Raw genomic sequence first — 14,245 nt, 5'->3', positions numbered from 1 at the left:
GATGGTAAATATTAGAAATCCTATTGTATTTTTTATTTTGACCTGGTTATTTGTTCTGGTCCTGTATTCGTTACAGTATAGTAAACTCCTTACTGTATTGAGTAATTCTACCTTACTTTATATCGGACTAAGTTGTTCGTCTTTTGCAGCCTCATATCTGTTTGTGATTTCTATTACAAAAAAATGGGACGGAAAAACCACTTATTTCAGTAATATCGGAATAAATAAGGTGCTTAAAATAGTATTCTTTATATGGCTGTCTTTGACTTTGGTGGAGATTGCTTACTTCAGATCCCTGCCCTTATTGGCACTTCTTGGTATCGGAGCCGGTGCATATACGGAGTGGGGAATTCCAAGTCTTCATGGACTTTTAAACGCTATGATTATCGCGCTGTCCAACTACTTTTTTTATTTGTTTTTGACAACCAGGAACAAAAAATACCTTTGGTTTTTCCTGTTCTGTTTATGCTGGCCTATCTTACTTGTGACCAGGCAGGTTTTTATGAGTATGTCTGTACAGGCTGTTTTGACTTATATTTTTCTAAATAAATTTAAGGCAAAAACTGTCTTTACCATTGCCTTGGTTGCTTTGTGTGTCGTATTCTTATTTGGGTTTGTGGGTGATTTGAGAGCAGGCGATTCCTTAATGTTTATTAACTTAGCGCAGCCTTCAGATGATTATCCAGCTTTTCTTCCATCCGGGTTCCTTTGGGTATATATTTATGTCACATCGCCACTTAATAATGTGAACTTTAATATTGATAAATATCCCGGTTTTGCTTTCAACCCTTCTTATGTCTTGTCTTCATTCTTTCCATCATTTATAAGGAACATGATTTTTGAAAAGGAGAATATATTTGACTTTAAACTTGTAAATCAGTATCTGAATGTATCCAGCATGTTTCCGAATTACCTGGGCGCGTTCGGATATTGGGGGTCTATTTTATTTTACTTCGTTTTGGGTACGATCTTCAGCTTGGTATACGTTAAGGCCACGAGAAAAAACGTGAATATCAAATGGATATTTATAATTGTTGTGCTCCTTCATAATATCCTGTTTTCAGTGTTTGTAGATTTCTTTTCGAACCTGGTTTTTATTTTCCAGATGATATTACATTATTTTATAGGTACCAAAGTTAAATTCAAAGATGACCAGGTTTAGTATTGTTATCCCTGTCTTTAATGCATCAAAGACTATAGTTGAAACTATAAACTCCTGTCTCAATCAGTCTTTTTCTGATTTTGAGATCATTGTAGTGGATGACTATAGTGTTGACGAATCCATTAAAGTATTAACGGGTGCAGTTAGTGATGAAAGGTTGAGAATTTTTCGCTCTGACAAGAATAAAGGTGTTTCATCCACGAGAAATATCGGATGGGAAAATGCTACCGGTGAATACGTTGCTTTTCTGGACTCAGATGATATTTGGCATACGGAAAAATTAAGCCTGATCAATTCTTATTTAAAAGAGAATAAGACCGATGTCTTAGGACATCGTTACACCGACGACTTCGGGTTGTTTTCCATGCGTCCAGAAGTTGTAAATGCCACTGAATTGAAATTCTGGAACATCCTGTTCCGGAATTATTTTAATACTTCCTGCCTCGTTGTTAAGCGAAATATACCATTTCGCTTTAATGAGGTCATGCGATATACAGAAGATCATGAATTGCTGATCCGTTTGAGTAACCGTTATCAGGTCATGATGTTAGACTGTTATCTGACCCTTTTATCCAGACCACAGTTATCTGTCGGCGGGCTTAGTGGCAATAAATGGAAAATGAGAAAAGGAGAGATGAAGATGTATGTATCGGCTGCCAAGACAAAAAAGACGGTGTATGCCCTGCTGCCTTTTTTAATGATTTACTCAAGTTTTAAACACTTAATTAAGATTTTTAGATGACATATCAAATAACCGCTGCAATTGTTTTGTACAAGAATGACCGATTGGTTTTATCAGAAACAATCGACAGCTTCCTTCGTACTGATTTGCGCGTTAGATTATTTTTGGTTGATAATTCTCCTACAGATGATTTAAGGAATTTATATGATGATGACCGCGTAGAATATATATTTAATCCTACAAACCCGGGCTTCGGAGCTGCACATAATATTGCAATTTTAAAAGCTTTTGACCTGGATTCAATGTATCATCTGGTTCTCAATCCTGATATTTATTTTGCAGAAGGCACTTTGGAAAAGCTCTATGCATTTATGGAATCTGATCTGGAAACAGGGCATGTGATGCCAAAAGTATTGTATCCGGATAATTCTATTCAATATCTCTGTAAGACTAATCCAACGGTCTTTGATTTGTTTGCAAGGAGATTTATGCCATCTTTTCTGAAGAAGTATTTCAAAGAACGCATGGATCGTTACGAATACAAGGATAAAGACTACAATGAAATTATATATAACATTCCGTATTTATCGGGTTGTTTTATGTTTCTAAGAACAAATACATTAAAGAAGGTAGGCTTATTTGATGATAGGATTTTTATGTACATTGAAGATGCTGATCTGACAAGAAGATTTCTTCAGCATTCCAAAACGGCATATTATCCGGAAGCGATCGTATATCACCATTTTGCCAAGGGATCTCATAAGAACTGGAAACTTACTTGGTATTCTATTCATGGTGCATTCATTTACTTCAATAAATGGGGGTGGTTTAAAACCAAAAAGTCATGAATATATTATTGACAGGCGCATCCGGGTTTTTAGGTAAATACATTGTTCATACCTTTCATCAGGATAAAGTTGTTCGTCTAGGCCGTGGGCAGGATGAGGATATTACATGTGATCTGTCTACCAAAGTACCTGTAATTTCTTCGGAATTTGATTTGGTAGTTCATGCTGCGGGTAAGGCGCACTCTGTACCTAAAACAGCAGCTGAAAAGAAGTCTTTCTTTGATGTAAATGTGGCTGGGACAAGGCATCTCCTGGCTGCTATTGATAAATCAGGATACCTGCCAAAATCATTTGTATTTATTAGTTCAGTTTCTGTATATGGTCTGGAATCGGGAAATAACATTCCTGAAGATTGGCCACTAAAGGCCAATGATGCCTATGGGATGAGCAAGATTCAATCGGAAATATTGGCAATAGAGTGGTGCGCCAGAAATAACGTAACCTGCTCAATTCTCCGTTTGCCTTTATTAGCGGGAAGTAATCCTCCGGGGAATCTTGGCGCTATGATCAGGGGTATCAGGTCAGGCTATTATTTTAATATAGCCGGCGGTAAGGCTAAAAAAAGCATGGTTTTGGCTGACGATGTCGCTCGGATTCTAAACAGGGTAAAAGATGTCGGTGGCATATATAACCTGACGGATGGATATCATCCTGCCTTTTGTGAACTTTCGAAGGTCATATCCGATCAGATAAATAGGACGACGGTGTTGAATATGCCACTTTGGATAGCCCGGCTGGCTGCTAAGGTCGGGGATTTTCTGGGGAATAGCGCACCCATCAATTCACTTAAGCTAAAAAAAATCCAGTCTGACCTAACCTTTGATGATACAAAGGCACGAAAAATGCTGGGATGGCAGCCTAGAGAAGTGTTAAAGAATTTTACAATTGACGATTTATAAGAAATAATGATGAAAAAAGCCCTGATAACAGGTATTACCGGCCAGGACGGAGCCTACCTCGCAGATTTGCTGTTAAAAAAAGGTTACGAAGTACATGGAATTAAACGAAGAAGCTCTTTATTCAATACAGATCGAATTGACCATTTATATCAGGATCCTCACGAAGCGAATGTTCGTTTCAAACTTCATTATGGAGATTTGAGTGATTCTACTAATCTGATCCGGATTGTTCAGGAAGTTCAACCCGATGAGATTTACAACTTAGGGGCAATGAGTCACGTAAAGGTTAGTTTTGATACTCCAGAATATACCGCAAATGCTGATGGGATCGGAACATTACGGTTATTAGAAGCAATTCGTATTCTAGGTCTGGAAAAGAAAACCAGAATTTATCAGGCATCGACCTCGGAACTGTACGGTCTGGTACAAGCAGTGCCTCAATCCGAAAGTACGCCATTCTATCCAAGGTCACCCTATGCGGTAGCCAAAATGTATGCCTATTGGATCACAGTAAACTATCGCGAAGCCTACAATATGTTTGCCTGTAACGGGATTTTATTTAATCATGAAAGCCCATTAAGAGGAGAAACATTTGTAACCCGAAAGATTACCCGTGGGGTCTCTAAAATCGCCCTCGGTCTTCAGGATAAACTTTATCTTGGAAATCTTGATGCACGCAGAGACTGGGGACATGCGAAAGATTATGTGGAAGCAATGTGGCTCATCCTGCAGCAGGAACAGCCAGAAGATTATGTGATCGCAACCGGTGTAACAACAACAGTAAGAGATTTTGTTAAGATGTCCTTTGCGCAAGTCGGCATCGAAATAGAATTTACTGGTGAAGGTGCAGATGAAAGGGGGTACGTGAAATCCTGCACAAATTCTGAATTTCAGGTAGAAATCGGTAAGGAAGTTGTTGTTGTCGATCCCGCTTATTTCAGGCCTACCGAAGTTGACCTGCTGATAGGTGATCCTACGAAATCTAAGACCAAACTGGGATGGACGCCGAAGTACGATTTAAATGCTCTGGTGAATGAAATGATGGCCTCTGACGTAGACCATTTCAGAAAAGAGTTAATGCTTAAGGCAGCAGGATATTCCGTTAAAAATCAATTTGAATAATCTTCTGGTTATCAAAGATCATTAGCAAAACCTGATTTAGCCGGAGATTAGTCCAAAATAGTGCCGGAAAAGAATTGTTAAAGTTTCAAAATTTCGAACTTATGAAAAGAATTTTAGTATTTGGAGGTAAAGGACAACTTGGACAATGTCTGGCTAAAGTTGCTCAGGAAAGAAACATGATCGAAATGTTTCTGTTTTTAAGTCAAGAAGAAGGAGATATTTTAGACGAAATATCTTTGTCTTTGTTGTTTCATCGTGAAAATCCTGAATATGTGATCAATTGTGCGGCGTATACTGCTGTTGATCAAGCAGAGAATGAAAGGGATTTGTGCGAACTTATCAATAAAACTGGTTCCATTAACCTTGCAAAATATTGTCAAGAAATAAAAGCAACCTTAATACACATTTCCACCGACTTTGTATTTGAGGGAAATATACCGCATTTGCTGAATGAAGAATCTCCGACTAATCCAATTAATGTCTATGGACGGACTAAACTTGATGGTGAACTTGGAATCGCAAGGCTATTAAATGAGCACATTATCATCCGGACAAGCTGGCTTTATTCCGAAATTGGCAATAATTTTATGAAAACAATGAAGCGCCTGGCCTCGGAGAGAACAGAACTCGGAGTAATTGTTGATCAGGCTGGAACTCCGACTTATGCGATTGATCTGGCGAATACAATAATCGATATTGTTAAGCTGAATCATCATAAATATGGCGTTTATCATTACAGTAATGAAGGGGTCGCCTCCTGGTATGATTTTGCGAAAGCGATATTTGACATTAGTCAAATAAAGATCAAGTTGAATCCAATTTATACTTCTGCCTATCCTACGAAAGCCAAACGCCCAATGTATTCAGTAATGGACAAAACAAAAATTAAAAGTACTTTTGAACTTCAGATCCCATACTGGAGAGATAGTCTTGTAAAATGTATTGAAGAATTGAATAAAATTTCCTGATGTTTTATCTGCTTTTTCTTCCTCTCTTCTTTCTTGTAATGTATTTTTACTTTCAAGTAGCTGATCATTATAACATCGTTGACCGTCCGAATGAAAGAAGTTCCCATACTGTGTTGACAATCAGAGGGGGAGGGGTTATTTATCTGTTTGCAGCGTTGGTTGCGCTGGTAATGCATCCGGCGTATTGGATGTTTATATCGGGGTTATTCATTATTGGTGTGATTAGTTTCATTGACGACAGGATTACTTTATCCAGTAAATTGAGAATCCTGTTTCATCTGATTGCAGTGACTTTATCATTGTGGTCCGCCAATGTATTTAACGCGTATCCATGGTGGGTAATTCCTTTGTTATATATCTTGATGATTGGGATTATAAACGCTTATAATTTTATGGACGGAATCAATGGCATCACCGGCCTGTACAGTCTGGTCTTGCTTTTTGGAGTTCAGTTTGTAAACTATCGTGTAGTATCATTCGTCAATCCAGATTTGATTTGGTTACCTATTCTGGCATCATTGGTTTTCTTATTCTTCATTTTAGAAGAAGCGAGATGTTTCGCTGGCGATGTTGGAAGTGTATCCATTGCATTCTGGATTGTCACGCTCTTGATTATTTTAATTTTGAAAGCTGCTGATTATAGGTATATACTTTTTTTAGCCGTATATGGTGTTGATGCTGTCTTAACGATTATCCACCGCTTGTATCTAAGACAAAATATTTTTGAGGCGCACCGCCTCCACTTTTATCAGTTACTTGCAAATGAGCAAAAAATACCTCATTTACTGGTTTCATTGATGTACGCAGTTGTACAATTAACAGTCATCGCAATTGTTGTTTTCTTAAAAATTGATGTCTTTATATTGAGTGCAATTATTTTAATACCATTAGTGGCCATTTATCTGATTTTTAAACCCATTTTGATGAAGTAAGCGTAAAACCGGTGACATTGGGGCTGATTTGTACATTTTTTTGAGATGTGTTAATTTTTCTTGTCAGTAAAGATGTCCAGTCTTTTGTTTACTTTTTCTCCTAAATTGTTTCCTTTCCTATTCATTTTATTCAGTTGGGCATTATTGTTGTATAATCGTGAATGCGCAGTTGAATATTGAGCTTAAAGCTATCTGATGTAGCTAACTTTTTTGTTACAATGAGTTGCTGAATGTAGCATTGAGATTGATAGGGGCGTTAAAGATGATAAATTATTTCATCTCTTTTAGAGAAGGTTATTTTTTAGTTTTTATATTGTTAATTTTGGCTGAAATGCTCACAAACGACTATGTTTACTAAACTGGATATTGTTTCGCGCTGGATAATCTTTACAATTGACATCTGTCTATGTATCATTGCTCTTGTTTTTGCGAAAATCTTAAAGAATAATTTCATCATTGAAGACATCAATACTTTAGCACTTTATAAGGCTATTGTTGTTCTTGTGATTGTAAATTCGATGGTTTTCTATAACATCAAAACATTTGCGGGTATTGTTCGGTACACAAGTGCCCAGGATTCTTTCAGAATTCTTTTCTCCATCTTACTGAGCTCCCTGGTATACTTTTTTACAAATGCACTGTTTATCGTTTTTAATCTTGGATCGTTTGCCAGTAATGTTACCATCATTATTTATTCATTATTCAGCTTCTTGTTTCTGATTACCTATCGGGTGATCGTTAAGTACTTTTTTATGTACATTAAGAATTCTACACTGGATAAAATAAGGGTCATTATTTATGGCGCTGGAGAAGCCGGAGTAGCTACGAAGAGAACATTTGATCACGATGCAAAGGTAAATAAGAATATTATCGCCTTTGTGGATGACGATGTCCGTAAAGTTGGAAAAACCATTGACGGAATCAAGATTCTTGATGCTGCTGAGCTGGAGCGCCTGATTGTTGATCATGAAGTAGATGAAATTATTCTGGCATCCTATACGTTGCCCTCGGAACGAAGAGAGCACGTGGTGGATATCTGTCTGGAAAATGATGTAAAGGTATTAAATATCCCCTCGCCTGAAGTCTGGGCGAAAGGTCATGTAACTACAGCGCAAATTCAAAATCTGAATATTGAAGATTTGCTTAATAGAAAACCCATCCAGATTGATATAGATGGGATTCAAAAACAGCTAAAGGATAAGAGAATTTTGATTACTGGTGCTGCAGGATCCATAGGCAGTGAAATTGTCCGTCAGCTACTGAAATTTGAAACAGGCCTGATTATTCTTTGCGATCAAAGTGAAACCGCGTTACATAACATTTATCTCGAGCTGGAAGAATCTCATGCAAATACCAACTTCCATGCTTTCATCGGGGATGTTAAGGATGAGAAACGGATGGAGTCACTCTTTGAAACCTACAGACCTCATTATGTATATCATGCCGCCGCTTACAAGCATGTACCCTTAATGGAGGATAATCCGGCAGAAGCTATTAAAACAAACGTCATCGGAACCAAAGTAATTGCCGATAAATCGGTGAAATATGGAGTTCAGAAGTTTGTAATGATTTCTACAGATAAAGCGGTAAATCCTACAAATGTAATGGGTGCTTCTAAGCGTATAGCAGAAATTTACGTTCAGTCGCTCAACAATTCCCTGCATCATAAAAATCATATTTTTAGTAATGGCTTGAGTTATATAAACGAGCTCGATGTAAAACCCATTACGAAATTCATCACTACCCGGTTTGGTAATGTTCTGGGCTCAAATGGATCAGTAATACCCAGGTTTAAGCAGCAAATTGAAAAAGGTGGACCTGTAACAGTAACCCATCCGGAAATTACCAGGTTTTTCATGACTATTCCGGAAGCTTGTCGTCTGGTGCTTGAAGCAGGTTGCATGGGGAAAGGTGGCGAAATATTCGTTTTCGATATGGGTAAGTCGGTTAAGATCGTCGAGCTTGCGAAGAAAATGATCCGATTGGCAGGTTTAATTCCTAATGAGGATATTAAAATCACCTATTCCGGATTACGCCCAGGGGAGAAACTTTTTGAAGAGTTATTGAATGATAATGAAAACACCTTGCCTACACATCATGAAAAAATAATGATAGGTAAAGTACGGGAGTATAATTTTGATGATGTTCAGGAGCACATGTCATTGTTGCAAAAACATGCTGTTGTAAACAATGTGACTAAGGTGGTTCAACAAATGAAAACAATCGTTCCCGAATTTCGCAGCAAAAATTCCATTTTTGAAGAGCTCGACCTTGTTCCGGAAGAGATGCCTGCAAGTAACGAGGATTAGTAAATTATTTACATGAAATTTAAATTTAAATACCTGATATGCTTCGGCATATTTTTTCTAGTATGCATTGGTGCAAAAGCGCAGACACCCAATGTAAATATTCCTTATTCGTACCAGTTTTATCAAAAATTAAATAAATCCGTTTATGATGTCAATACACGTTCACACTCATCCATAAAAGGGTTTTACGCGGATGATTCTCTCTTGATGAACCGCTTTGAGCATCTGATGAAAATGGGAACAGATTCTTTAAACAGGAGATCATGGGTGCGGAGGAAGATCACAGAGGAGCACTTGTTTAACTTCAAGGATGAAGATTATGAAGTGTATGCAGACTTTTTACCTGATTTTCAGATTGGCAGGGAATTTAATGAAAGTAAGACGACCTGGTTAAATACCAGGGGATTTCAGATTGGTGGGAAGGTAGGAGAGAAGTTCTCTTTTTATACCAATGGATTTGAAAATCAAGCGGTTTTTGCAAATTATCTAACCGATTTTATCGATAAAAATCAGGTGATCCCAAGTCAGATGGCGAGTAGCAAGCTCGGCAATAAAACAAAAGACTGGTCATACGTGACGGCGTTACTCTCGTACACACCCAATAAACATTTGAATGTTGCATTAGGTTATGACAAGAACTTTATAGGAGATGGTTACAGATCAATGTTGTTATCTGACGTTGCTGCAAATTACTCCTTTCTTCGTGTAAGGGCATCGCTGGGAAATATTCAATACCAAACTATTTTCGGCTATATGCTGGATCCCGGAGCTCCAAAGCTGACCAATGACAGGAGGCTGGGCGATAGAGGAAAATGGGCAGCTATGCACTATCTTGACTGGAATGCTACTAACAGATTTTCCATTGGTTTCTTCCAGGCAGTGACATGGGCTGATGCGGAAGTTGAAGGGAAAAGAGGTTTCGATTTCAACTATGTTCACCCGTTCATATTCCTGCGTTCCGTAGAGAGTGCAAATACCACTTCTCCTGATAAAATGCGTCTTGGGTTAAATGCAAAATACGAGGTGCTGGATAAGACTACAGTTTATGGTCAGTTTATGATCGATGAATTTACTGCAAAGGAGTTCTTCAGCAATAAGGGCTATTGGGCTAACAAATGGGCACTGCAAGTCGGCCTAAGGGGTGCGGACCTGTTTAAAGTTGAGGGTCTGAATTATCTGGCGGAATTTAATACTGCCCGGCCGTATACTTATGCCCACTTTGACCGGGTCTCCAATTATGCAGCCATGAACCAGCCACTGGCTCATCCAATGGGTGCAAACTTCAGAGAGCTATTGGGCATTATGAACTATAGCTACGGAAGATTTGATTTTCAAGGACAGCTGATGTATGCCAGATATGGACAGGATGCTGATGATCAGAATTATGGGAAAGATATTTTTAAAAGTTATAATTCCGTAGAGTCTCAGTATGGAAATTTTATCGGTCAGGGTATTAAAACCAATCTGTATTTTGGTGAGGCAAGGGTATCTTATCTTTTGAATCCCAAATACAACCTTCGTCTCGAATTAGGGGGCGTCTATCGTAGAGAAAGCGCAGACATAGGCAGGACAAGTACCGGACTGATTACTTTCGGGCTCAGAAGTACATTCAGGAATTTATATCAGGATTTTTAATCTTTCCTGTCATTTACTTACAGAGCTATTGTACTTCTTTATTCATGAAGGAGTTTTCAATTGAATTTTCAACTACTCATGTTCACATTAGACCAACTTAAGGAACGCTATAATCATGAACAAATTTTAGTGATTCTCTGCTCCAGATATCAGTTCGGAACAGAGACGGCTGAAAATATTGAGCAGTTTATTCAGCGTGCTGATATGGATTGGGAGTTGTTTTATAAGCTGCTAAAGAGTCATTCGATCAGCTCCTTTGTTTATCATCTGATTAGTAAATTGCCGCTCAGCATTCCTGACGCATACCGTACCATGATAAAGCAAGAGGCAATCAGGAGGAGTATGATCAACATGCATCACATGACACAGTTGGTAGCTATTTTGCGTGACTTTGAAGCATTAGACATTAAGGTGATTCCATATAAAGGAGTCAGTTTTGCCGCTGCTTACTATCCTGCTCTGGGTACAAGGGAGGGTAGTGATATAGACCTGCTGGTGAACAAAGATGACGTCAAAAAAATCCGGAACTATTTCCAGGGAAAGCGCTTTGAAGCTAAGACCGATGTGCCGGATGGCTTTCTAAATTATTTTCTCTTTTTTTTTAAGGAACTGGTATTTAAGACGCCAAAGGATAGCCTGCAAATCAATTGTTCTATAGAAGTACAATGGAAGTTGCTCGACCGCTATCATGGAGATTTTGAACATTATTCCTTTTTTGCTCCCCACTTACAGAGGTATCTTTATGAGGGACGGGAACTTTGTAAGTTGTCACCGACCTATGAGCTGCTTTGCGTCGGTTCAAACCATCTGATTAAAGACCACTTGTATTCTTTTAAATATCTGATCGACCTGGCTTGTCTGATTCATCGGAACGGCAAGGATATTGATCACAAGCTGCTCAGTGATAGCCTGGAGAAATTCGGACACCGGGGCCTGTTTTACGGCGGACTGAACGCTATAGATCAATTGCTTGGTATTCGTATTGATGGTTTAGCAAATGAGGTTGCTGCTAAAGGGTTTTCATTGAATTCTCCAATTGCCTTTCCTTTGATAAAGAAAACGGAGAATCTGGGTTTCAATGGTATTCGTGGAGCATTAACTTATGACGATAAGATTTTCAGTCGTCTCAAACGTAAAATGAGAATCCTCGCATATTTGCTGATTCCGAATACCAATGATATCAAAGTTTTCCGTTTGCCTGTATACCTTTTACCTGTAATGTTCCTTCTGAAGCCTTTCCGATTAACCTATAACCTGATTACGGGTAATAAAAGATAGGATTACAACCGCTGCAGCTCAAACAGCTTCTTAAACGTTCCATTGTGCTGAATCAGCTCTTCAAAACTCCCTTCCTCAACAACACTTCCCTTGTCCATTACATAGATGCGATCTGCCATCTTCAAATTGTAAAGCCGGTGCGATACCATAATAATTACCTTTTCTTTTGCTATGGTCTTTATATTGCGAAACAGGTCAAATTCTGACTGGGGATCCAATGCGCTACTCGGTTCATCCAGGATAATTAACTTTGCATCTTTATAAAAAGCTCTTGTTAAGGCCAGTTTTTGCCATTGCCCGCCACTTAATTGGCTGCTGCCGTCAAAGATTCTGCCCATCCTGGTTTGATAGCCATTTTTTAGTCCGGTAATAAAATCATGAGCACCAGAAAGCCTTGCTGCATTAATCATTCTGTCTCCGGTAATCTCTTCGTGTGCTGTAGCAAGCTTAATATTCTCTTCTACGCTAAAAAAATACTTTTCAAAGTCCTGGAAAAGAAAAATACTGTTTTTATGAAATGAATCATCGTCAATTCCTGAGATTGGAAGCCCACCAATGGTGATTTCTCCTGTTTGATTGGCATATAGCCTCGCCAGTAACTTTACCAATGTGGATTTGCCTGAGCCATTCTCGCCAACGATAGCGATGATTTCTCCCTGCTTGCAGCGCATAGAAACCTGATGAAGGATCTGATTTTCCGTTTCGGGATAGGTAAAAGAAACATCCTTGATTTCAAGACCACTTCCAGAAAGAGGAAAGTTCATTCCTTTATTTTTAGTAATCGCAGGTAACGCCAAAAATGTGAAAAGATCCTTCAGGAAAATCCGCTGCTGAAAGATGTTTACCAGGGATTGTAAAAATCCCCTGGAAGTTGTCTGAAGTCTCTGAAAGCCTTGTAAGTACAGAACAAATAGCCCGATACTGACCTGTCCCTGCCAGGTCTGTTCTGCCAGCAAACCAAATATGACTACCATCGCTACCACCTCAAAAGTTTCTGCCAGGACGCTGAATATGGTGAGTTTCAGGTGGAGCTTCTTTTTCTCATCATGTATATAGGAACGGATTTTATTATACTTATCAATGAATATTTTTCCAAATCCGAATATCCGCACCTCCTTCGCGTAATTCACTCCGGTGATCACCTGATGCAGGTAGGATGCCTCCCGTTCAGCAGGTACAAACCTTTTTTCCAACCGCAGAAACATCATCCCGGAGTACCATTTTATCGCAGCAAGCGGAATAGACAATCCCATGAATAACAGGCCAAACAAACTATTCATGCTGAAAAAAAGTATAACCAGCATTACAAGCGAGCAGCTGTTGAGCAGCAATGAATTGAAGTTGCTGAGCAGTTGGGTAGCCTTATGTACAGATTGTTGCTGAGCTAAATGGAGGTTGTCGTGATATGTAGGGTTTTCGTAGTAGCTGTAATCTACGGAAATGGCTTTTGTCAGCACTTCTCCGGAAAGGTGATCTGTTAATTTCTGTTGATGGATGGTTCCAATATAAGTGCTGAATTGTGTAAAAATTGCCAACAACAGCTGCGTAATACCGAACATGATGATGAGTTGAAAAATATGCCCAAGTTCAGCTTTGCCACTTGTCAGGTTTTCAATTAATGTTTTGATCAGGTAAAGTGTGACGACCGGAAAAAAAGAAAGTGCTGCCTGAAGACAGAGGTTGATCAGTGTGTTTTTCTTATCCGATAACCATACGAGCGCAGCCATGCGTCTTAGATCTTCGAAGAATAAGGTAAGGGCTGGTTTGATCTTCAATCTTTTACGGGGTATGTTGTAGTGGAATTTTATTCAAATATGGCAATAATTTCGAATGATTTGCTGCCTTTTGCCCCGGTGACAATTCTGTCGGCTGCTTTCAGCCAGGCATGGGCTTCTATGTTTCTTGTAACAGGATCTTTTCTGACACCAAAAAACAGTAGCGTCCCAATTTTTCTACGGCGCAACATTACTTTAGCAGTGAATGCCTGCTCGTAACATTTAAATCGCCATGGAATGACCCGTACTGATCGTGAAACTGCATTGGCAACATTAATACTCGATGCTGCGGAAGGAGGGAGCTCTTCCTTTTTTACTTCAGTGCCAAGATGGCCTGCAAATTTTCTCAAAGGAAGAAAGCCAATAACAAGACGTACTATTGCGGATGTGAAAATACATTCAAATACATCAATGTAAGCGCGAAGTGGAGTACTGAATAATTTTTTTAACAAAGTTAATGTGATCGTAATGATATTGAGCCAGTGCGTTTCAATAAAACGGGCGTAAGGTTGATTTAGAAAACCTTAAACCCGCGTTGCTCTATGACGTGTACCAAAGTCCGTCAAATTTGTTTAAGGAGTCGAACGAGTTGTTTAAAGTTAACTCATCAATGTTTCCCTCAGTCAGTTTAGGTT

11 protein-coding genes and 1 pseudogene are annotated in these 14,245 nt (G+C 38.8%); 10 read left to right on the top strand and 2 right to left on the bottom strand.

What is annotated here, in order from left to right; all coding sequences use genetic code 11:
• The first annotated feature begins 1 nt into the window (after window position 1).
• The 10 genes and pseudogenes from PBAL39_RS25915 (at window position 2) to PBAL39_RS09020 (ending at window position 11,835) form a co-directional block, all read left to right on the top strand.
• Entirely contained in the window at window positions 2–1,162 is a 1,161-nt protein-coding gene (locus PBAL39_RS25915) for an O-antigen polymerase (protein ID WP_157273955.1), read from the top strand.
• A complete protein-coding gene (locus PBAL39_RS09060; RefSeq protein ID WP_008240563.1) occupies window positions 1,149–1,904 on the top strand; it encodes a glycosyltransferase family 2 protein in 756 nt (251 codons plus the stop codon). Before PBAL39_RS25915 ends, PBAL39_RS09060 begins: the two co-directional genes overlap by 14 nt.
• On the top strand, window positions 1,901–2,692 hold the full coding sequence (locus PBAL39_RS09055) for a glycosyltransferase family 2 protein (protein WP_008240562.1): 792 nt from the start codon (window positions 1,901–1,903) through the stop codon (window positions 2,690–2,692). The genes PBAL39_RS09060 and PBAL39_RS09055 overlap by 4 nt, the downstream gene beginning before the upstream one ends.
• On the top strand, window positions 2,689–3,591 hold the full coding sequence (locus PBAL39_RS09050) for an NAD(P)-dependent oxidoreductase (protein WP_008240561.1): 903 nt from the start codon (window positions 2,689–2,691) through the stop codon (window positions 3,589–3,591). The genes PBAL39_RS09055 and PBAL39_RS09050 overlap by 4 nt, the downstream gene beginning before the upstream one ends.
• A gap of 9 nt (window positions 3,592–3,600) precedes the next feature.
• A complete protein-coding gene (gene gmd, locus PBAL39_RS09045) occupies window positions 3,601–4,713 on the top strand; it encodes a GDP-mannose 4,6-dehydratase (RefSeq protein ID WP_039866357.1) in 1,113 nt (370 codons plus the stop codon).
• Between the two features lie 71 nt (window positions 4,714–4,784).
• A pseudogene (gene rfbD, locus PBAL39_RS09040) lies at window positions 4,785–5,681 on the top strand (dTDP-4-dehydrorhamnose reductase); the annotation flags it as partial.
• Complete coding sequence (locus PBAL39_RS09035; RefSeq protein WP_008240558.1) at window positions 5,681–6,613, top strand: glycosyltransferase family 4 protein; 933 nt, start codon at window positions 5,681–5,683, stop codon at window positions 6,611–6,613. The pseudogene rfbD and the gene PBAL39_RS09035, both read left to right, overlap by 1 nt.
• Before the next feature lie 347 nt (window positions 6,614–6,960).
• Complete coding sequence (locus PBAL39_RS09030; protein WP_008240555.1) at window positions 6,961–8,922, top strand: nucleoside-diphosphate sugar epimerase/dehydratase; 1,962 nt, start codon at window positions 6,961–6,963, stop codon at window positions 8,920–8,922.
• 12 nt (window positions 8,923–8,934) lie between these two features.
• Window positions 8,935–10,557: a hypothetical protein gene (locus PBAL39_RS09025; protein ID WP_008240553.1), complete on the top strand. Its 1,623-nt coding sequence runs from the start codon at window positions 8,935–8,937 to the stop codon at window positions 10,555–10,557.
• A gap of 78 nt (window positions 10,558–10,635) precedes the next feature.
• Window positions 10,636–11,835 (top strand): nucleotidyltransferase family protein, encoded by a 1,200-nt coding sequence (locus PBAL39_RS09020; protein WP_008240551.1) that lies wholly within the window; start codon window positions 10,636–10,638, stop codon window positions 11,833–11,835.
• A 2-nt stretch (window positions 11,836–11,837) separates the two neighbouring features.
• Here the strand turns inward: PBAL39_RS09020 and PBAL39_RS09015 are convergent, their stop codons facing one another.
• Together PBAL39_RS09015 and PBAL39_RS09010 are read right to left on the bottom strand one after the other, a co-directional pair.
• Window positions 11,838–13,610, bottom strand: a complete 1,773-nt coding sequence (locus PBAL39_RS09015) for an ABC transporter ATP-binding protein (RefSeq protein WP_232282923.1) — start codon at window positions 13,608–13,610, stop codon at window positions 11,838–11,840.
• A 29-nt stretch (window positions 13,611–13,639) separates the two neighbouring features.
• On the bottom strand, window positions 13,640–14,062 hold the full coding sequence (locus tag PBAL39_RS09010; RefSeq protein WP_008240548.1) for a lasso peptide biosynthesis B2 protein: 423 nt from the start codon (window positions 14,060–14,062) through the stop codon (window positions 13,640–13,642).
• Window positions 14,063–14,245 lie beyond the last annotated feature (183 nt).

The sequence above is a fragment of the Pedobacter sp. BAL39 genome (genome assembly GCF_000170795.1).
Taxonomy (GTDB): Bacteria; Bacteroidota; Bacteroidia; order Sphingobacteriales; family Sphingobacteriaceae; genus Pedobacter.
The sequence above is the reverse complement of the archived record's forward strand: the minus strand, read 5'-3'. Positions and strand labels throughout refer to the sequence as shown.